This window comes from Rhodoferax sp. OV413 (assembly GCF_900104385.1).
Classification (GTDB): domain Bacteria; phylum Pseudomonadota; class Gammaproteobacteria; order Burkholderiales; family Burkholderiaceae_C; genus Rhodoferax_B.
On the sequence record NZ_FNJA01000011.1, the window covers coordinates 32,704 to 52,856 of the forward strand.

Annotated in this window: 14 protein-coding genes; 1 reads left to right on the forward strand and 13 read right to left on the reverse strand. The window is 52.0% G+C overall.

Annotated features, from left to right (window positions below; all coding sequences use genetic code 11):
- Positions 1-23 precede the first annotated feature (23 nt).
- The 8 genes from BLT66_RS25060 to BLT66_RS25090 form a co-directional block, all read right to left on the reverse strand.
- Positions 24-815, reverse strand: coding sequence for a hypothetical protein (locus tag BLT66_RS25060; RefSeq protein ID WP_143029291.1), 792 nt, complete (start codon positions 813-815; stop codon positions 24-26).
- On the reverse strand, positions 812-1,462 hold the full coding sequence (locus BLT66_RS26610) for a zinc metalloprotease (protein ID WP_143029292.1): 651 nt from the start codon (positions 1,460-1,462) through the stop codon (positions 812-814). Before BLT66_RS26610 ends, BLT66_RS25060 begins: the two co-directional genes overlap by 4 nt.
- A 459-nt stretch (positions 1,463-1,921) precedes the next feature.
- On the reverse strand, positions 1,922-2,566 hold the full coding sequence (locus BLT66_RS25065; RefSeq protein ID WP_092762465.1) for a hypothetical protein: 645 nt from the start codon (positions 2,564-2,566) through the stop codon (positions 1,922-1,924).
- A 333-nt stretch (positions 2,567-2,899) separates the two neighbouring features.
- A complete protein-coding gene (locus tag BLT66_RS26615; protein ID WP_143029293.1) occupies positions 2,900-3,922 on the reverse strand; it encodes a transposase in 1,023 nt (340 codons plus the stop codon).
- 48 nt (positions 3,923-3,970) lie between these two features.
- Complete coding sequence (locus BLT66_RS25075) at positions 3,971-5,143, reverse strand: TnsD family Tn7-like transposition protein (RefSeq protein ID WP_369821637.1); 1,173 nt, start codon at positions 5,141-5,143, stop codon at positions 3,971-3,973.
- Positions 5,140-6,789 carry an AAA family ATPase gene (locus tag BLT66_RS25080; RefSeq protein ID WP_092762471.1) on the reverse strand — a complete coding sequence of 550 codons (1,650 nt, stop codon included), beginning with the start codon at positions 6,787-6,789 and terminating at the stop codon, positions 5,140-5,142. The genes BLT66_RS25075 and BLT66_RS25080 overlap by 4 nt, the downstream gene beginning before the upstream one ends.
- Positions 6,782-8,992 (reverse strand): hypothetical protein, encoded by a 2,211-nt coding sequence (locus BLT66_RS25085; protein WP_092762473.1) that lies wholly within the window; start codon positions 8,990-8,992, stop codon positions 6,782-6,784. Before BLT66_RS25085 ends, BLT66_RS25080 begins: the two co-directional genes overlap by 8 nt.
- Positions 8,992-9,843: a TnsA endonuclease N-terminal domain-containing protein gene (locus BLT66_RS25090; RefSeq protein ID WP_092762475.1), complete on the reverse strand. Its 852-nt coding sequence runs from the start codon at positions 9,841-9,843 to the stop codon at positions 8,992-8,994. Before BLT66_RS25090 ends, BLT66_RS25085 begins: the two co-directional genes overlap by 1 nt.
- 230 nt (positions 9,844-10,073) lie before the next feature.
- On the opposite strand from BLT66_RS25090, the gene BLT66_RS27325 reads away from it, so the two are divergent.
- Complete coding sequence (locus tag BLT66_RS27325; RefSeq protein ID WP_092762477.1) at positions 10,074-10,325, forward strand: DUF6471 domain-containing protein; 252 nt, start codon at positions 10,074-10,076, stop codon at positions 10,323-10,325.
- A 150-nt stretch (positions 10,326-10,475) separates the two neighbouring features.
- Here BLT66_RS27325 and BLT66_RS25100 read toward each other — a convergent pair whose 3' ends face one another.
- The 5 genes from BLT66_RS25100 to BLT66_RS25120 all read right to left on the reverse strand — a co-directional run bounded on the left by BLT66_RS25100 (position 10,476) and on the right by BLT66_RS25120 (position 20,143).
- Positions 10,476-14,231: an SNF2-related protein gene (locus BLT66_RS25100; RefSeq protein ID WP_092762479.1), complete on the reverse strand. Its 3,756-nt coding sequence runs from the start codon at positions 14,229-14,231 to the stop codon at positions 10,476-10,478.
- A gap of 8 nt (positions 14,232-14,239) precedes the next feature.
- On the reverse strand, positions 14,240-15,970 hold the full coding sequence (locus tag BLT66_RS25105) for an EH signature domain-containing protein (protein ID WP_092762481.1): 1,731 nt from the start codon (positions 15,968-15,970) through the stop codon (positions 14,240-14,242).
- The gene (locus tag BLT66_RS25110) at positions 15,967-16,680 is read right to left on the reverse strand and encodes an OmpA/MotB family protein (protein ID WP_092762483.1); all 714 of its coding nucleotides are present in this window, start codon (positions 16,678-16,680) and stop codon (positions 15,967-15,969) included. The genes BLT66_RS25105 and BLT66_RS25110 overlap by 4 nt, the downstream gene beginning before the upstream one ends.
- A 2-nt stretch (positions 16,681-16,682) precedes the next feature.
- Positions 16,683-18,740, reverse strand: a complete 2,058-nt coding sequence (zorA, locus tag BLT66_RS25115; protein WP_092762485.1) for an anti-phage ZorAB system protein ZorA — start codon at positions 18,738-18,740, stop codon at positions 16,683-16,685.
- A gap of 545 nt (positions 18,741-19,285) precedes the next feature.
- Positions 19,286-20,143: a S1/P1 nuclease gene (locus BLT66_RS25120; protein WP_218922659.1), complete on the reverse strand. Its 858-nt coding sequence runs from the start codon at positions 20,141-20,143 to the stop codon at positions 19,286-19,288.
- Between the last annotated feature and the right edge of the window lie 10 nt (positions 20,144-20,153).

Genomic DNA, 20,153 nt, shown 5'->3' on the forward strand with positions numbered 1-20,153 from the left:
CTTTTCGCGCAGGTTCAGTTAAATTATGGTTTATACCCCGCGCCACGCAATGTTGAATATAGCGAAACTGCCTTGTTAAGCAATTTCATGTATGGCACGGAGCCAAAAATCATTTCCTTAGCATCCTTGTAAGAAGCAAGAGCCTCGTGAAAGTCTCTTTTTTGCTCGGCCATGGATAAAGAAAAAAACATTGCGCCAGTGGATGTTGCGCGGGGTGTTTGTGGCGGAATTTTCTCGTTCTTTGATTGGAGGTCATCCATGATGACCTGTTGCATTTCGCTCTGCATGCTGGATTTTAGGAGTTGAGTTATTGAGTAGATTTCTTGATAAATTTGCTCTCCAAAGGCTATTACTTCTTCTGGCGTTGGTATGTAGCCTTGATGGACTACCTTGTTCCTTAATTCTGGAATTTTCTTGCTGAGCACGTAGTTGCTACCAAAGGTTATTAGATGAAGAAAAAGAAAGCCTCCGATTTGGCGCTCGGACTGTTTTGATACTTGCTTAAATGTTTCTTCAAGAGCCTGCTTGGTGATTACGTTCTTTTTACAAAAGACTTTAATCGAAAACTCAAAAAACCTTTCGTAAGCTGCCGAGAGACTTGACGCTGCCTCAATCGTATAGCCCTCAAGAAGTGCGTTTGCAGCTGACTCAAGTAGAATTTCGAATTTTTGGCTTTGCAGTAGAACTGCAGATTTATGTCCTCTGGAGCACTCTATATAAGCCACTGCCTCCTCATAATAATCTGAAAATATCGGCTCGAATGACGGATGCCCCAGTTCTTTTTGGCATTCCATACACGGTGCGATAATTTTCATTCTGCAATTTCCCTAGGGGTATAACATGTTAGCGCGCCGCCATCTGGCGGCGCGTCCGAGTTTAGCGACGAGTTAGGCAGCCAACCAGTCAATTTATTATGATTAAAAATATATTCCTTATTTATGCACGCAATCTCATTAGCCATTTTATGAGCCAAGGCTTCTATATCACCTCTCATTGACTGAATAATTTTGTCTGAATGCTCCCAGCACTCTTTTTGAAGTTTCAATATTTGCGTGTCATCCAGCTCTTCTGCTTCGTCAGGGTGGCATACGCCTCGTAGAATAAAAAGCAACTCAGTGATTGTTTTGTAGTCGTCTGAACCATCGGTGCGCAGCAAACCTTCGGCAGTGTTTGCGTCTTTGTTTGTTATTGTCAAAGTTTGAGCAATAACACCAGCAAACAAAACGGCAATTCTATTTTTTAGATATTTTTCAATAAATTGCGTTGGGTTGGAGTTAAGCCTTGGAAATATTTTTGACGACCCGTAGTGGCCAATATTTTCTCCGTCTTTTATTATTTTTATCCTTACTTCGCCAACCTTAAAATCAAGATTGCGCGCGACGACCCAATGACCGGCCTCGTGGAAGCAAACCCCTAATTTGATTTCATCGGATTTCATTGATTGTTGTTTGTAAAATGCCATCGAGTTTTGCTTAACGTAATGTATCCCGCAAAACCCGCAGGATAAGCTGGACGATACGGGATATTCTGGACAGGGCTTCGTCCTGAGAGTGGCTTGCAGCTTACGTTTTTAACGACCTTACGGTGCAAACATCCAGGTATAAAAAATCCGTGAAACCCGGCATGCTTCACTGGGGATACCATAGCTGCGAAGAGGTGAAATCGGGGCGCTCACAGGGCAAGGTTGTGACCGCGGAAACGCGGGGTAGCGCATCGCAGACCCCTTTGGAGAGCGATGCCCGCTGCCGGCTTTGGACCCATACCGGCTGTACGCTTTGCTCCAAAGCGGGCGCTCAAGTCACAAATTTCCCGAGCGAACCGTGTCGTCAACCGAGCCCAACTAACCGACTGCCACTTTCCAATTCGCAGCGAGCACCGCATCGCGATAGACGTGGAGAGACTGCTGAAAGCCTTGACGAGTTCAGCCGCGTGGCCTCGAGTAGTTCATGTACTCATCGTTGTAGAGCGCCGTGCGAAGCTGCTGCGTCAGCCCGGCGATGCGAAGGTGAGTCTGGTGAATTGCCTCATCGTTTTGCGGCCCCGTTTTCGTCTCGCCGTTGTAGGTGAAGAGACCGGACCAGTCCAACTCGTTACACGCCTGCGCTGCGCGAATACTTTCAAGGAAATAGCGGCGGTCTTGTTGTTTAAACGTATTGATTGCAGGGAGGAACCCGACATAGTCAGCCAGGAAGACAAGAGCCAAAGCCGGTAACCCCCAAACGGCGACCGTTTCCCACTCACCTGCAAACAAGCCAAGTACGCCCGGCAGCGAGAGGAAACCGGCCACGATGCAAATCAGAATACCTAGTCGCAACCGCCAACGCGCTTTGCTCTGAAGGTCGTCCTGTGTCGAGTTGTTTCGAATAGCATCGAGTCTCGTTTCAAAGGGCACTTGATTCTGCAACTCGTTGGCGCTGCTAGGGCAGTAGCCATGCAGTGACTTGAGGTAGAACACGAGCGTCTCCACCTGCTCCGCAGACAAGGTCGTCAGTCGAGGAAGAATCGGTTCAACTACCCGCCAGAGCCCCTCGTCCTTTTCGACGTACCCAAGATACGCGTTCTGCATTCCTATCTCCAGAGTTCAACCCCACGGGCAGTCTAATGCACCATACGCGAAGCACGGGTGCGCACGCTGCGAATGTCGTCTTTCCGGTGCAATTCTGCAGCGAGACCAACCGACTGCTCTTGGCCGACATTCCTTATGGAGTTAACTCTTGGGAACAACTACTGACCCACCACCAACCAATGCTGGTCGTTACAATTAAAGTTCTACTCGGGAGGTAGGCCAATTGAATCAGCGGGTCTCAGCGGCCGGAATTGAGGCCGATAACTACTAAACGCACCATGTAGGTGCATCCATTTTGAGTGGCGGATTTAAGCTGTCGCGCGCTGGTTCATATCAAGTGCGCATCGTCATCAGAATTTCCAGCGATGGCATAAGTGTTTCTCGGGAACGCCAATTCCGCTCAGCGAACCGTGCGTTGTTACCCGTTCCCGATTTCGGAGCCAATGTTCGCCAGCTTGTGCAGAAGTTTATTTTCTGCAAAATTGCGTCAAAGAGGTGACGTTGGTTAAGGATTTCACGGGCTCTTTCTTGTCCTTTAAGGAGGGTCGGAGCTATCGCAGTCCACTCTAGGTCAGATACGCCCAGCTCACCATTTTTCCCAATGGGAAATTTGCTGATTTCTGCCAAACTACTTTTTAGTTTCCCGTCATAACTCACATTTCTCAGGACAAAATCTTGAGAGCATCCTGTCGCCCCCGGAATGGGGTCCTCATTGGCATGCACGGCCATTACCTTCATCTCCGTCACAAACAAGATGCCTCCCACGTTCAGACCGTGCATAGTTGCTCTCGCGCTGCCGAGGGGCAGGCTCATGCCAATTTCGCCGCGCATGGCGAATTCGTGGACTGATGACGCAAGTCGGATTGCGGAGGGGAAAAGCGTCATCCATGAAATGCATTGATTCACTTCCTCTCCTGACCGGTACGTCCCGCGCCAGCTTGCGTCAACAACAACCTCGGTTGGTGTACGGGTGTAGTCTAAGAACCGAATGCGGTCTAGGGCTTGAGGACGGAACATTACGGGCAACAAAAACTTGTTCGGACGAAAAAGAGCTCTCATAAGCACAAGTGCTGGAAAAACAACTCTTACGCCGTCAAATCTACATTCGAACACCTGGTGTCGATTTGGTAATTTTTGTGGCGCGTGTAGACCCAAAGCGTCCAAGTATTCGTCCGCGTTTACTGCTACGAGCGCGCTGAAATCAAGCGTACCCTTGTGCTTAACCAATTGCGAACATTTAGGCACCCCACACGTGCCTAACTCCAGAAGGTTACCAATCTCCAAGTCCCCGTCACGACTTGTACCTTCGACTACCAGCTGCCCATTTTTTACCGCTATTCCGAATGCCCATTCCATTTACAACTCCAGTTACTGGAGTTGTGTAGAACCGCATGTTTAGCCTGGTCAGGTAGGCTTGTTGTACAGGCGTTTTCGTCTGCCAAGTTGGCGTTCGGACTGGTCTGATGCCTTAAACGCTTGAACGAGGGCGTTGGTTTTCGGAAACTTTTCTCGGTGATGCCGAAATTTCTCCCAGATGCCAATCGTTCGCAACAGCGCCTGGACTGTCAGACGAACGCCGTTTCGTGTTGCCTTCTGCAGCTCACGTTGGAGCGCTTTTGCTGCTTTGGTATCCAGCGCGACACTGTCGCCCGACCTTGGACCAGGCCGCGAGTAGCTCCCGGTCACGTTAAGGGTCTGGCTGCTCTCGGCATTCAGGAAGATTTGCATCAGAACGTGCTTTACAGGTGCGAAAGGAATGCCTGAGCCTTCGCGTGACATCAACGAGGGCCATGGGCCCGCTGCCCCTTCCATAAATTGAGCACCACAATCTTTCAGGAATTTTTCCCCATAGAACCTCAAAATATCTGCTGTTAACACCCTGCTTGCTACGGCACCTCCTTCAATCCGATATCCCTTCTCCAACGATTTGGTGCGGTAGACGTAATGCCAATCCATCTCTAAAGGCGTAACGGCCTTCAAGGCCGCTATGGATACCTCGGTGACCGCCTGCAAAATGAAGCTGGGCGCGATATCGGAAATCGACTTATGTCCAAAGGGAGTGGGGAAGTGGATGAAGCTCTTATTCAGATTCCGCTTGAGACGCATGTCCGTTTCATGCAGACGTACACCGTGTTGGGCACAGATATGGACGGCGGGAAGCATGTGCGAGCGGTGCCAATAGGTTTCACCGTAAGTATTGAGGTCTTCCGTGATGCACTGTGGGCACACCCTGCGAAAAGGGACTCCGTAGGTGACCGACTTGGTCAGCGAGCCAAGACAATCCGTTTGAACATTCAGTTCCAGCGCTTTCTTGCGCAGACGTTCCCGTTCCTCCTTTGGCATGAACGCTACCGAATAGGGAAATACAGTATGTTCATCCAAAATCTGGTCAGGAGATTTTCCGGTCAGTAAGCCGAGCCTATGAAAACTCGACGGCATCAGGAACGAACAATAGCTCCTGGAGCTTTGATATATGTTTTCTAGCATGCGCTTCGGTGGAAGCCCTGTATGCACGCAACCGCGGGCGATGACGCTGCCCATAATCTCATCTGGATAGGGGCTGGGCAAGCGTATCAAAAGTCAAAGAGCTCCTCTAGTTGAGGTGCAAGTCCGAGCTCTTTCATCTCAGTTAGTACGTCCGACTTCTTTAGGTGCGCAGCCTGTATCGCACGACGGTAGTCATTGGGGCGGTCGTCAAAGCTAACCACTTCGAACGCCTCGGGCGTATCCTTCTTTTTGCTGGTCTTTTTGGGCGTAGTTAATGCCTTCATTGCCTTCTGTGCGCCTTCAAGAACAGACAGTAATTTGCCTTCTTCCAACGTACCCACCGCCGCTTGAAGGGCATCTTCCTCGCCAAAGCCCATAGACGTGAGTCCCTTGGCAATGCGGTCGATATAGTTCCCCTCCGTCGATTTAACGGAATACAGTGGAGACGCTTTGCTCTTGAGCTTCATGTCCATGCCCTTAAGAATTTCCTTTAAGCCTATTGGCGCAATATCGTCATAGAGGGAAAGCTTGGCAATGTCGTCATCCCGGAGTGCATCAATCATTGGGTGCATAAGCTTAAGCTCCCGGTTGTATACGTCTACCAGCAGTTCTGCCGTCAGGGTCTCTGACTGGTCAAGCATTGCACGTGCCTGTGCAGACGCAAACAGTTTGATGGCGATGTCGATGACGCCCTGAGAGTAGTAGTACATCACCTGGGCAAAATGCGCATTGAAGGGCACTGGCTTCCGGACCCACTGAAACTTCCAGAGTTCAATTAGAAATCTTGTCCACTCGCTGGACTCGCCGTCAGCCTCAACCTCGCGCAGTCGGTCCCAGGTGGCGATTCCGTACCCTGTCGCACGTCGAGCGGTCCGAAAGTCTAGCCCAAGAATCTGGGTTGCCTTGTTTGTGCCGATGAACAGAATGGGGCACTTCAGTTCATTTGTGGCCGACACAAGCTCCGTCATTACGGTTTGGGCACCTTTATGTGAGTTTGAGAGGTTCTGCACTTCATCGCAAATCAACAAACCTACCAAGTGTGTGTTTAGGACTCGTGCTACGTTGCGCATCATCACGTCAGCACCCGGCTTGCCGCGTACAGCGTACTCTTCGTAGTAGTTGGCGCCAGGAATGAGTGAGTCGAGTTGATGCAGTATTGCGATGGCCAAGCCTTTGATACTAGAACCGTCGCTGGGCATCTCTACGTGCAGGTACGGGATTTGGTACAGGTTTAGGTCGTTTTCACCGTGATAGATGACTTTGGGGATGTGCGCTGTAAATCGGTCAACGGTGGTGGTTTTCCCCATTCCGGAAATTCCAATGAGCGAAGTTGACTTCTGTGTCACTATGGACGTGGCCGACTGGCTGAAAGTGATACCCTTTTTCTGGTTATCGTAAAGCCGTTGGTAAATCTGGGCATGCCCCGCTGTACGAGGGGCGCGACCGACATAGCCAGAGCGCATTAAAGAATCCAGGGCGCGAGCAAGCTCTATGTGCCGGGAGAGCGGGACGCAGAAGGTGGACAGGCTTGTGAGCATTTGAAAGCGCTCAAAGGTTTCCCACTCGCGCTGTTCAGGGTCAAATTCTGGGGACAGCTCTAGGGCCTCTGCAAGACTTGCGTCGCTCATGCTCGGTGGAAGCGCTTCAATCAGTGGGTTCCCCTTGTACTGCGGCAGACGCTGTGCCGTGTAGGTTGCCTTTACGCATCCAGGACTGAGTTGGTGCAAGTTATCCATGGAACATTCTCTTTCGTGCTTCTATTGCCAATTCTTCCAGCGTTGGCGGCTTCTTTGAGTTCGTTGCGGAGGTCGCGCTGTTTGCGGGAGGGGTTGTTACTTGATTTGGTTTCTGGTTTGATTTGTCTTCGACATCTTCAGCAACAGACTTTGAAGACGTGGGGGAGTTGGAGGACTTCGCTGCCGAAATGGGAACCACCTGCGCAGAATCCCCGGTTTGAGGTCGTTCCATCATTGCAGTTGCCTCTGCACGTTCATTGCGCTCCTGACTCAGTTCTGCCTGGCGGTCGGCTTTAGTGTCGGCTTTCCTGGCAGACCTAGATGTCTTGGACTTGACGTTGCTAAGTCGCTTCTTCGCGGCGTCTACGATGGGCTTTGTCTTTGTAATCAGGTCAAATGCTGACGCGTTGTGCGAATGCTCAACCTCAGGCATGACTGCTTTCCTCAGTTTTTCGTAAAACGCGACTTCTGCCAGGGATAATCCCTTGTACTTGATGCTCCTACCTGACAAATCAGCACGAATGGGTTGTCCGTTGGAGACTGAAACGTGAACATAAATGCAGTTTGCGCTGCGGGTGTCGAAAGACACCTTTATTGAGTAGTGCGATTTGCGTGCCTTTACAAACCATCCTTCGGCTACGGCCTCGGGACAGGTGTAGTAGCAGTCACGAAACAGAATTCCTTCAGCAGTTACCTTTGCGTTCTCGCGGGGAAGTAGCGCATATCGGACAGTGGATTCTTTGTACTTGGCCAAGGCACCCATGCGTAAGATGACATCTTCGTTCCATAGTGATATTGGGTTGGCAATAACTCCGGCCGACATTTGCTTTAACGTATGGGGGTAGGCTCGGATGGCCTTTCGGTTATGGGCGATGATGGCGCTCAAGATGATGAAGCCAAAATCCTTCAAAGTCAGGCAGGCATCCTTCTCATAGTGCTTGCCGCGTCTCTTTGTTGCGTTCGACGGCGGGTCATACGCGGGAGTGATGTCATGAATGGCACCGTGCGTCAGTTTGAATCCACATTCAACCAGGGGTTTCCAATCAGGTCTTTGTCCAGGCACGTTTGTTACGATTAGCCCCAGGTCATCAGAAATCTGAGAGCTGGACTTGGAAATCATCTCGCCTCTGTCCGCTAGAAATTCCTTTGGCATGACGCCATGTGCAGGCCAGTCCTCCGGGTTGTAAGGAACGCCATAGAGAGAGCACAATTCATTTTTGTCAGCTGCAATGCTCAATATCGATTCCATGGCGCAAATCCAACTGGCATTCTCTAGGCCTATATAGAAGCCCACAATGAGGCGTGACCACCTGTCAATAATGAGATAGTAGGTGGGTTTTCCGACTATCTTGGTCACGTCCGCGGTGGAAACCAAATAGACATCACAAATGCTTGCATCGATTTCGTAGATATGCCCGACACCTAAGCAGTCCATTGCAATGGTGCCAACTTTTGCACGGTGGTCGCGCTCGAAATCCTTATCGCCTTCTCGGCTTCGCAGCCGAGATTCAAGGTTGTAGTTGGTATCCAGGAAGTGCCGAAACTGACGTTTTGAAGGGTAATCGCCAATGCCCTTGAGGCAAGTTTTCCCGTTGCCGTCCATGTAGTTGTACTTTGTGGTCAGCATATGGTTGTAGGCATCGACGACGGTTGTACGTTTGTCTTTGAGGTATTTCTTCTTAATTACGTCCTGAAAATTTCTGATATCACTGTCTGAGAGCTGGAAGGTGTTGTGATTACCACTTGGCGCTCGACCGCGGCCGGCTGTTACGTGAACTTCAGAGCGCCCTGAGCGGTGATAGTTGGCAAGAAGAGCTTGGGGAGTCTGGCCACCTTGCCAGTAGCGACGCAGGTCCTTGTGCAATGTGCGTTCCGAGCAGCCCAACTGGGCAGCACGCTCATAGATGAGGGCCGAACGTCTCTTTGAATCGAATACCTGGGGCCTATTGTGGTCCGCTACGATTGGTGCAATACGAGCCATAGCCGCATCCCGTTTGAGGGCGGCGGCTTTGCTTGGTTCCAGCCGAACTTCGCCCTCAATTTCGATGGCACGTTGCTGTGTCACTACCGCTATAGGCATTTCGAATGGCCAAGCTAATTTGTCATGTATGTCAATTACATAGGCGCAACCTGTCTCCGCGCTGGCGTAAAGGAGCCTGAGTTTGCGGCCTTGGTGATTGAATATTTCGTTCTGAAAAAGCATCATGCAACTCCTACAGCGCGTAGCTGGCCGCGTTGTGCGGTCATGACGAAGGCCGAAAGTGGCTCTGCTGCCAAGTTGGAGGAAGAAAGGTCCACCTTCAGGACGCGTTCGTGCATGAGCATTTGGGCAATACGCAAGCCAATTCCTTGTTCTAGGCCGTGGCGTTCGTCAAATGCCTTGCAGTAATCTGAAAGTACCGTTGCCTGGTTGAGAGACGGGCTGCTCAAGTCTGCTGCCATCCGAGCGGTGAGTCCACTGAAGAATCCCAGGCGGGGCTCAGTTTCACCAGGCTTCAGTAGCGCAGAGCGTATCCAATCTATGTTGTCGGATTTTTGGCGAGGAATTTGCGAATGAAAGATTGCGTGGTGTGGCACACCGTTGAGCTCAAAGTAGTTCCTTTGAATCTCAAGTTTCAAGAGGGACTCTTGGTCGGACGCCTCTTCATCACGTTTGGCATTTAGCGCCATGAGGGACCTATTCCCGGTAATCATCTGTGTGACTAAGAAGTCCACGGTCATCACGGTTGCAACGTGTGTGCCCGGGTAGTGGGGATGCCTCAGGCCTAACTGCTGAGCAATCGTCTGGGTCGTTGCTCTGTCTAACGGGTACTGCTCTCGAATATCGACTACGCTGGGCATCCACTCCAAGACTAGAAAGAGTCGGTATTCGACGTCAGACAGCAACTCGTGGGTGCGGCCTGTCTTGTGGCTGAAAACCCGTCGCGAGCGGCCCAGGCTGCTTACATCTGTGACGCTTAGCCAGGGGATGTAATCTTTTCCCAGTCCACGCCCGTTTCCGGCGGCTTCAAGACTTTGAATCTTTTTTTCTGTCCACTTAATAGGTCTTGCCATCTGCGGTTCCTTACTTTGAATATCAAGCTGCTCATGCCTGAGGGCTTGAGCAGTAACTCCAACGTCTAGAAACCTGTTTCAGCGTTAAATCTATGTATTTCAATTTAGCGTCAGTATTGATATGAATATGTTCCAATAGATGGGAATATGTCTAATACGACATTGTAACAATAAATGTCATATATGACATTTAAATATTTTTATCGTTATATATGTACCACTTTTGACAAATGACTAATTGGGATAGAGAAGCCAAACTCCTGCTTAAAGGAGAGCTGGCAAGGCGCGGCATAAGCTACAAAGTGCTTGTGGTAAAGCTTAAGGTACTGGGTGTGACGGATACCGAGGGTGCCATTGCGAACAAGATTTCGAGAGGAACGTTCTCCATGACGTTCTTCCTTCAATGCATGAACGCAATTGGTGTGACCGATGTGTCAGTAGCGGTAGTACAGACAGGGGTACCTAAGTCGACCGAGGTGTAGTCCTGGGGAGTAACTCGAAGACTGGGCCACGATGAGCTAACTCGTTTTTTGACACGCTAAATTTCAGCAGTCAAATTTCCACTGGTAAGTAGCCTGGAGGACCTTAGCTACAGGCTTAGTTATCCAGCGTTGTAATCGGGCAAACTATTACTAGACATCCGGATGCTGCCAGTCTGCATAGAGCATCTTTTCCACTTCCAACATCGTTACGGGGTGCTGTTGCAACAGAGTAGTAAGTTGAACCTGGTCCAGGAGCTCAACGGAGTTAAGTGATGCGTTCTCCCGCGCCTGTGGGTTGAAGAATTGGTTCGTTAAGCAGACCTTTTCGAACACGATACCTGGATGGCGGCGTTTGTAGAAAGCCTCCCCAGTGACTACGTCTTTAACTGCTTCCCAGCTCAAACCTGCGCCATCACGACTGCTACTTTTCGCCTGTATTAGCTGTCCGCGGCCGGATGCCAGGGCGACTACATCAATGCCGTTGTCGTTGCTCCCTGGTGTCCGATAGCTGGAATAGCCACGCTTGTTCCAAATTACACCGGCTAAGCATTCGAAATGCTGCCATTCCATGCGTAAGGCTACGTCAATAGTCACACGTTCATCGAGGTTTTCAATACTTGCATCTGGAACGACGTCGACTAGATTGAAATCACTGGGGCCAACATCTCCCGAGCCATTCAACATGTCGTCCGCAAGACTTCGCTTATAGGTCAATAGGTGGTCAAGTTTGACATCGAAAGTGGTGAAGTCATCAGCAGTCACCACAGGGTAGTAGACGTAAACGTCCTTCTTCTGACCAATTCGGTAGGCTCGGTCTGTGGCTTGGTCTTCTTTGGCCGGATTCCAAGTACGTGTGTAATGAACTACATGGTTCGCTGCCTGAATATTCACGCCGAATCCAACCGCTACAGGGGACAAGACAATTACGCCGAATCCAGGTTTTTCCTGAAATGCCTTAATGCGTTTCTGTCTGCTGGCCGACGAGGATGAAGATGCGCTCGTATCTCCGTTAATGATGTCCGGTCGAAAACCCAGTTCTGCTTCAATGTAATGTTGCAGTAGCCTCTGTATTTCTCTGAATTCACAGAATACGATAACCTTTTCGCTCTTCGCCTTGATGTTCTTAAGTTCAGTCAATAGCCATGCAAGTTTGGGTGCCTTTTCGCAGTACTCCTTCGTGAGCTCTGGCTTGAATACATTCAGGCCATGGGGACGGGGGTCGGTGCAAATCAGCCTTAGGTAGTGCAGCAAGCCTAAGTGATTTTTAAATGGGGAAACCCCGTCTGGAGCTCCACGTTTTTTAAAGCCGTCGATGGCTTTTGCATACAAATTTCTTTGGGTGTTGGACAGCTGAAGTCTGCGGCACGCGTCGACCACAATCTTCTGTGGCAGGTCCTTTGCCACCTCCGCCTTCATACGTCGAAGAATTTGGGGGGCAATACGGGCGCGAAGTTCGTCGACACGTGCTTTCTCCTCATCAGTCTTGGCTTCAATGGGCCGTCTGTAGCGTTGCCCGAAATCGTTCAATGCACCCAGAAGTCCTGGCTGAACGAAATCGAACAGGCACCACAGGTCCGCTAGCGTGTTTTCCACCGGGGTACCAGTACATGCGATTTTGAAGCCCACGTTCTGTTTCTTGGCAGAGCGGGTAACCATGGCAGCTGGGTTTTTTATTCGCTGCGCCTCATCGCACACCATGAGTGACCATTTCTGAGCCGCAAACGAGAACTCGAGGTCGCGCAGTGTTTCGTAAGTGGTTAGCACGAGCTTCGCACCACCAACCCAACCTGGCTTCAAGAACTTGACGAGACCGTCCTCTGACTGGAGCCGTTGGTCGACTTGAGCACGCGGAACGCGCAAAGAAGACAGGTCATCCCCATAGGCGGTTAGAAGGGGAAGGGCACCGTCAGTCAAGAACTTCTTTGACTCCTCGGCCCAGTTTTCCAGCAACGAGACTGGTGCGACGACGAGCATGGGGTCAATGTTGGGGTCCAACTCAACCAGATATGCCATCAGCGCGAGTAACTGGAATGTCTTTCCGAGGCCCATGTCATCAGCAAGGACAGCCCCGCGTACCTGAAAGTCAGTTTGAAGACTGCAAAGGTGCTGAAGCCAGGCTAAGCCAGCGCGTTGATGGGGAAGAAGCGAGTGTTCTGGCCGAATGGCGCGAGGTATCTTAGGCTCAAGGGGCACTGATGCCAACGCATCGGTTCGAATCTCTTCATACTCGAGCTTCTCGATGTTTGCGATGAGGACAAGCTGTTTCCGAGGGACCACAGCCAATTTTTCTTTGGCATCAGTCGGTACTTTGGAGGGGAAGTTGCCATCTTCGACGTCCTTGAATACCTTCTTAAACGTTTCGGTTATTTTGGTCGCTTCCTCCAGGGGGATGGGCTGGGGTAACCATTCGACTTGCACTTTGTCTTCGCCGGCAGCCTTAGCTGTTGCAACTTGGCGTTCGAGGCGCTCAATGGCGGCTTTGCTGGTAGGGACCGCTACTGGTTCGGTAGTCCCAGCTGGTTGGTAAACAATCATCGGCGTGACGTTTTCTGGGAACCAGCCGTCACCTTCCTTAACTTTTGCGATATGCGCTGAAAAATAGGGCGTTTCTACGCCGATTGAGTCGACACGAGACGAATAGCCGTTCAAGTCGTGGATTTCTGCGTACGACACCAAGGTAGTAGGCGCGGAGCGTCTTTGAAGCGCCGCTTGCAGCAACGCTAGGTCGCGCTCGGCATCTCCCTGTAACTCGAGGTCGAAGCCATTCCAGGCAAGGAGCTGAAAGTTGCGCTCTAGGGCTTGGCGCAGTTTTTTCACAAAGCTGGTGAGTGCTTCGTCGTCGAGCCAAATGGTCTCTGATGACAAGGGGCCATCCGCATTAGCTGTTTCCACTAATAGACCAACCTTGGTTGGGTAACCCGATGCGTCACGCTCGACCTGAGGCGAAAAGCGTTCATAGACGAGACCCGCAGCCTCTCGCGCCTTTTCAAACTGGGTCTCCTCTATAACATCCCCAGCATCGTCGCCAAGCGTTGCGAAAGGGTTCAGTAAGAAGGCTTGGGCCCGGCTACCGGCCACGCGCCGCCCCGGAAGGCGTTTGATTTCCTGTAGAACGGTTCGCACCTTCGGCGATATGAGAACCTGGACGATGCCTTCGGTGGTGGTGATGTCGTACCTGTCGCGGACCGAGCTCTTCGAGTCGAACGAGTCCAACCAGTTCGATGGGGCTCCAGCGAAGAGCGGCTCAATCTCGATGACTTTGTCGTCAGTGACGTTCTCAGACCGCCGCAACCCTATCTCCAGCTTCTCAGGGGTCAGAACGACGGAGCGGTACAGAAAATCGTCTAAGCGCGCGTCGGCAGCTAAAGCCAGTTTGCGGATACGGCCCCAAGCCATACGGTGCGCGAGGTCTGTTCGCTCATCCGCGTGTCGCCTGGCGAATGCGATGACATCCTTGAACAATTCCCACTGGGCTGGCTTCATCAGCTCGGTGCGGTCGTTACACAACATGAGGGGGCCGATAAGCTCCCAGTCAAGGCTCTCACCGGTCGGCTCTTGCCAGGAATCAATGGCAATCGAGAAATCTCGCGCAGTTAGCGAATTGGTGCTCCGCAGTGCAGGCCGGGCTGCGGTCTGGGAGGGAAGTGCAATGGCTTGATTCAGCTCGGCATATTCCGGGCGTCCAAGCGCCGCGTAGAGGTTGTCCCAGGAGAGCACAAGCCCATCTTCTGCCTCATCAAGGAAACCGTCGTCGACTAGCTGCGTGACGTAGCCGTCAAACATCAGGCCAATAGGCTGCGCACCTGCTCTGCTGCCTGTTCGGGACAACACCAATCCCGTAGGGGTCCAGGTGCGCAGCCAGCTGTTCGCCGTTGCCGATGGGGTTTTTTTGAAAATCTTGAACATATGCTTTTTTATTTCCACCAGCCCTTATTCGGCTTGTACTGAAACCCCCAAGCCTCAAGCGTCCTTGTAAAGCCCGGAATTTCGGTGGAGGTTCGCACCCAAACATTGCCACCAAGCATTGTTAGGTCTTCTACCTTTATGCCCAGCGGGCGTGTCAGACGCTGAAGCGCACTCATCGAGTACGCGGGGGTGAGTGCTGAAGCAAGAGCCCATTCGTCACTAGGTCCTGGGCGCGGTGTAGTGGTCGGCGGACGCTGGTGAACTGGTGGTGGTGGTGCTAGCGGAGCAGGAGGCGGTCGCGAAGGGGGGGGGGCACGAACGACGCGGGTAGTCGAGGTACCCGGATAGATGTCGAATTCTTTTTTCAACGTTGCCTCGAACATCTGTTCCCATTTATCCCAGTTGTGAATGCCATCTTGGTGGGTCATCCAAAGAATGCTTTTCGTCTTCTGCTTCAATGAGTTCTGCGCGCCAGCCGCCAGTCGAAGCGCTCGGGAGGTATCGAAGGGGAGTTCGTTGCGAGCATCGTAGCCATAGAGCGCATTACCCATTCCGCTGAACTCAACGGCAACCAAGTTCCCCATTGTCATGATGAAGGCGTTGTTGGAGCCGGAGACGTCCAAGTCACAGACCAAGCCGGCCATTTTCTTGCGCAAAGCGATGAAGTCGGGTTCTCTTGAACTGCGCGCCGCAGAGCCTAGGGCGAACTCAATATTGCCAATAGCCTTGACGTACCTCTTCCAGAATTCCATCCTGCGTGGGTCGCCAAGACCATCGTCCGCCAGTTTTGTGAAGAAGGTTTCAATGAATTCGAGTTTGAGCCAATCTGAAACCATCGACCTGGCTGCTGGGTCAACGCCACCCCATCGTGTCTCGTTCGAGGGTAGCCAGGGATTTCCCCACCATTGCACAGCGGCATCGCGGAGTTCTTGATGCAGATGGGTACCCGGGACCTTGGCGTAGCGGTTCAAGATAAGCGTGAGTCCCCGGTCGCGTAGAACTTCGTTTCGACCGAGCAACTCGAGCAGGCGCCGCATCAGCGACTGAAATTCCTGGTTGCCCAGCGTAGTGGCGCTTTGCACTTGCGAGAGAACAAGTTGCCGCATGAACCAAGAAGCCTTTGCAATGCCAAGCTGTTCGCAGAGCCTATCTACGGCGGATGCATCGCCACGGAGCAAGGCTTCCACGTATGGCTCACAAGGGGTTGTGCTGAAAAGCTGCGTGTTTTCAAGAGCTGTCGCGACCCATTCAGGGTTTAGGTAACGGTCACGGATATCGGATGTCCGCTCGCCTAGGTATTCGCGCAGAACGTTCCAATTGCTTTGGCCTACGACATTGCATTCTGGATGCATTGCGTCGTATGTGAAGTAGCTCTTAACTAGACCCTGGTAGCAGCGGCGAAATGCGCTGGGCTTAGTCCGAAACGTTTCAACGCCATCGAGCACTAGCCGAAAGCGTGAGCGGTCTTCAAGGACACAGGGACCACGTTGAATATGGGGAATGCAAAGTCCCCAGGACAGGAGATACGCGTCCTTGAAGGTCGAAAGCTCCTGTCGCTCCCAAAATTGACGAACCGCGTGAAGTTGGTGGTCTTCAGGCACCTCTGACCGTTGGCTGGATTTGGCCCGCGCCACCATCTCCGCCAAGACGCGGTCTATACCTTCATTGGCCTTAACTGGCTTTGCCCCCAGCTCTGAGCCAGGCAGCAGCAGCGACACAAGTTGGTTTAGAGCACTCATTTCAGGGCGCAGTCCCCAAAGTTGCCGCGTTGCCGCATCACGTCTGCCCGATTTTCGTCAATGCCGAGGAATTCCATACGCATTTCGACGCGGCGGCTTTCCTCGTCAGTGTCCTTTGCTGCATTGAACGAATAACCGCCAACCAGGAACAGGCTACGAACGTCTTCTTTTTGCGGGTCGGACAGGAGGTTGGCTCCGGTTCCCGTCGCGAACATCGTGCAGAGGACACGCTGACTGCGTTGCAAGCTTAGGTTTAGATTGCTAAGGTAAGACCCAGTTTTGTCGGTATAGCCTTCAACGACTACGCGCTTTAATACCCTTTTACCGAGGTCTTCGTTGGCCAGATTCAGGATTTCGGGCACGAACTGTCGGAGTACGTTTTCCTGCTCGGCAGACAGATTCGACTTCCCGAATGCGAAGCGAGCTCTGTCTCCGAAGTCAATTACCCGGCGTTCCTTGTCGACCTTGATGCCGTCGTAGCGCTTTGCAGCCTCGGTAAAGCGAGCAAGGATAAGGTCAATGTCCTTGCGGTGCTGCTCCTCCTTTTTCTCGCGCTCCGACACATTCGTGGTGACTGCAAGGAGGGCAACTCCCATGACGACGAGGAAGAGAACCATCAAGGCCGTCATCAAATCCGCAAACGATATCCAGAAGGGCTTTTCAGCTTCGTCCCGGTTTCCGCGCTTAACGGCAATTCGTGCTCCGAGCATGATTAACGGCGGGCGGGGGCCAAATTACCCATTGCCGAAAGTGTGAGTTCAAGTTCGCTGACGCCGGAGGAAAGCATGCCAACCGCGCTGCTCAACTTCGCATGAAACTCTGTGTTCGCCGTGTCGAGGGTGCGTTTCACTTGTGTCGCAAAGGAAGTATGGGCGTCGCCAAGTACTTTACTGACACCCTCCAGATACTCGTCCGCCTGCAGCTGGGCTGCGCCGAGGCGAGTCGCAGAATTCTCAATACGGGCCAGAATGTCGCCAGTGAGGGTTGCCTCTTTCCGTGCGGACTCTACGGTTGAACGTAGCTCCGTGACCAAGTGACCGACTGCTTCGCGCTGGACTTTGTAGTCGCGTAAAAGGTCCTGCATCGCGGAAGCGCCTGAGGTGAGCGCGCCAGAGGTTTCTGACAACCTGGACGTGACATCTGCCGCTTGCCCTAAAACGGAAGACACACGTTCACCTGCATTTGCGAAATTCCTTGAAGCGGTGCCGAGTTGTTCCGCTCCGGCATTCATTTTGTCGACCGATGTACTGGTGGCGTGCGTCAGCGCTGCGACGCTCTGTGCCATCTGGGTTGACACTGCGCTCATCTCCCTGATAGCGCTTTCCACCGATTCCGACATGCCACTCACGGCACTCTGGGCGCGCTCCGTCATCGCCAGCTCCCGGCTTTGGTTCCTCTCGAACACGCTACTTTGGGAGGTATTTAAGGCAGAAAGCATTTCCGCCACCTGGGTGCCGATTGACTCGAGGGTTGTTTGCAGCTTCTGGTTAGTCTCCGACTGGGACGACGCTACCAACTGGCGGATTTGGTCAACGAAGGCACTAGACTGAGTGTTCATAGCTTCCTGCCGTGCCTCCATCTTCTCAATCGCCTGCGCCATGCGTTCTGCCATAGTGTCAGTTGACCTGCGACTCGATTCTTCGATGTTGGCTACGAGTGTTTGAAGGGTGCTCACCGCTTCCTGAATGCTCCGAGCCGTTTGTTGATTCAGGTCACTTAAGCCAGTAATCTGCCCACCGAAGAGGTCGTTCAGCCGTTGGCTGAAGCTTGCCATTACATCCTGAAGCATACGAACGGCGGAAGCGCTCTGGTCGCCACTTGCAGATTTGACGGTGTTGGCTATGTCCTGTAACGGGCCTTGTAGGCTTTGTTGAATGCTCTCAGAGATGGCTGCACCGAGAGCCTTGTTGTCTTCACGCGTCGCTTCAACCTGTTCGCGCGAGTTTGCGGCTAACCTGTCTGCGAGCGACGCCTGTTGCTCCCGGGCGGAAGAGATTTGGGCACTCGTGAGCTCACGAAGAAGTTCGCCAAGCTCTGTGACCAACGCATCTTTCAGGATTTTCGATTGGCTTGCGGAGTCTTCGGATGCTTTGACAAGTCTTGACAGGTACTCTTCACCAGCACCTGAGTCAAATCTCGCATCGATGGCATGTGCAATCTCTTCCGTCTGGCGGTAGAGAGCTGCAAGGAGAAGCTTTTCAAGAAGCGTGACCACCATCGCGGCGGTAATGGCCGCTGCGGACACTAGAAAGGCTTCGCCAACATAGTGCATGAGCGAAGTGAGGCTTGCTCTAACAGTGGCGGCGTTTTCACTCACCTGAAAGGTTTTTAGACCTTCAATGAGGCCGCTGAATGTGCCAATGATGCCAATACCAGTGAATAACCCGGGAAGATGCTTGAAGAATTCGGTACGTAACCGACTGTCTACAACAAATTGACTATTGAAGTACAGCTCCGCCGGTACCGTAGCGCGCGTTGCTAGAACTACCATTTGCCCATCTCGCTCTTCTCGCTGGATATGCAGCGAGTCCTGGTATTCCTTCCAGAGATGGGCGAGGCGCTTGTCGTTCGAAAAAACCTTCTGAAATTCCGAAGAGGGGTTCTTTGAGTCGAATTTTTTTATGCGGCGCTGTAAGTCGTTCAGCCGAACCCAGTGCAGCGTGCCAGGAACTAAAAAGATAGTTAGAAAAACTAGAATCAGTAAGGTTAGTACGCCGCCCGTGGCTAATACCGGCGCTGGAGTGGTCGCCAGGAATGTTTGGAAGTTCACTTTTTCTTCACTTTTGAATCTGAGTTTTTAACCGTTGTCTTGGACGGGCATGCGGTACGGCGACGAGCGCAAATAGGGACCTAGCGCTAAAGCGTTCTGGAGGTAAATGCGCAGGCTGGTGTTCGTTTTTGCCTGCAAAATGCATTGATGTATCTGTGATGTTCTACCATAGATGTATCGAAAAGCTTCTTGCCTTTGGGCGTATTAATTCCAGGCAGCAGGCATACTGTTTGGTTGAGCCGCTAAGGGATACCGCCCAATGATGGAGGCTGTTTAACTTCCAGATGTTCTGCTGAGATATGACGAGTCGGGAAGGGGGGATGGTTGGGTGCGTCATTTAGGGGGCGTTGCTGGTCAAATCTTGCCTCAGCTCTAAGTTATTCAAATTTGCTCCAACCTTAGCGTCACTAGTTCATCCTCAAAATTGATGATGATTTTTGGCAATATCTGGTGTCGAGAAGCCTCCTAGGATGAGAACCGTTTGCAAATATGGTCAGGCCTGCGCAACGCTGGTTCGGGTACTGTTTGTGGTTGTCTAAACTTGGTTACTTGAATGTGGCATTCAGAACGTCGGCCAATCGTGCTCCGGCAACAGCAAGACGCCGCTCTACGACTGGTGTGTATCGCTGTATGTACGGCAACTCCACCAGGCGCTCAGGGTAAAACCCTTGCTGGGAAACGATGGTGCAGGATTCCTCTGCAGCGTTTACCCCGTTCAAATTCTCTAAGGGCATCCCAGCTGTCAACTTTTGCAGTCGTACGGCCATGGCCTCGGGCTCTTCACTAAGGTTCTTGATGAGCCCTGAGTCCCATACCGCATGCAAATTGCTGCCCTTCAAGAACGCCTGGAGTTGGTACTTATTGCCCCCTTTGTCGTCCTGGTAGCCAGCATGCAGCGGTTGGTGCACATCGCCGACGAAGTGGACCAAGTATTTCAGCGCAGTCAATTTACTATTGTCCGGCGCCCGGGAGCCCAAGATTTCTAGCTGCTTTTTGATGGCTCCCACAACACAGCGACCATCAGGACAATCCCGTTGCTCGACGTATACACAGTCGCCACGGGGAAAGTTGATGTAATGCCAAGGTGCCGTTGATGGGTTACGGTGCTCGTCTGCCCAGGTAGAAATAGACGGCAAAGTGTCTCCGGATTCCTGGGCGAGCAGGCGGTCAACCTCTGCTTTGGCCTTGGGGCTAAGCTGGGACTGCGCAATGAGCGCGATGACCTGGTGACCTTCTGTGCCCCAGGCATGTGCTACCGACAAGGTGGTCAGGACCATCGCAGCACCGGTAAATAGCGTGCGTGTCAGCATCTTCAGTATGGGACTCATCGGGTCAAGAATCCGTAAACGAGCAGAAACCCTAAAAGACCCAGGACGCCCCACAAAAGCAAGGTACACCTTCATGGTTTCTCCT

What these genes read in the sequence shown, in the direction of transcription:
- BLT66_RS25060 (WP_143029291.1), bottom strand. Translation starts at nt 815, where the DNA reads ATGAAAATTATCGCACCGTGTATGGAATGCCAAAAAGAACTGGGGCAT.
- BLT66_RS26610 (WP_143029292.1), bottom strand. Translation starts at nt 1,462, where the DNA reads ATGGCATTTTACAAACAACAATCAATGAAATCCGATGAAATCAAATTA.
- BLT66_RS25065 (WP_092762465.1), bottom strand. Translation starts at nt 2,566, where the DNA reads ATGCAGAACGCGTATCTTGGGTACGTCGAAAAGGACGAGGGGCTCTGG.
- BLT66_RS26615 (WP_143029293.1), bottom strand. Translation starts at nt 3,922, where the DNA reads ATGGAATGGGCATTCGGAATAGCGGTAAAAAATGGGCAGCTGGTAGTC.
- BLT66_RS25080 (WP_092762471.1), bottom strand. Translation starts at nt 6,789, where the DNA reads ATGGATAACTTGCACCAACTCAGTCCTGGATGCGTAAAGGCAACCTAC.
- BLT66_RS25085 (WP_092762473.1), bottom strand. Translation starts at nt 8,992, where the DNA reads ATGCTTTTTCAGAACGAAATATTCAATCACCAAGGCCGCAAACTCAGG.
- BLT66_RS25090 (WP_092762475.1), bottom strand. Translation starts at nt 9,843, where the DNA reads ATGGCAAGACCTATTAAGTGGACAGAAAAAAAGATTCAAAGTCTTGAA.
- BLT66_RS27325 (WP_092762477.1), top strand. Translation starts at nt 10,074, where the DNA reads ATGACTAATTGGGATAGAGAAGCCAAACTCCTGCTTAAAGGAGAGCTG.
- BLT66_RS25100 (WP_092762479.1), bottom strand. Translation starts at nt 14,231, where the DNA reads ATGTTCAAGATTTTCAAAAAAACCCCATCGGCAACGGCGAACAGCTGG.
- BLT66_RS25105 (WP_092762481.1), bottom strand. Translation starts at nt 15,970, where the DNA reads ATGAGTGCTCTAAACCAACTTGTGTCGCTGCTGCTGCCTGGCTCAGAG.
- BLT66_RS25110 (WP_092762483.1), bottom strand. Translation starts at nt 16,680, where the DNA reads ATGCTCGGAGCACGAATTGCCGTTAAGCGCGGAAACCGGGACGAAGCT.
- BLT66_RS25120 (WP_218922659.1), bottom strand. Translation starts at nt 20,143, where the DNA reads ATGAAGGTGTACCTTGCTTTTGTGGGGCGTCCTGGGTCTTTTAGGGTT.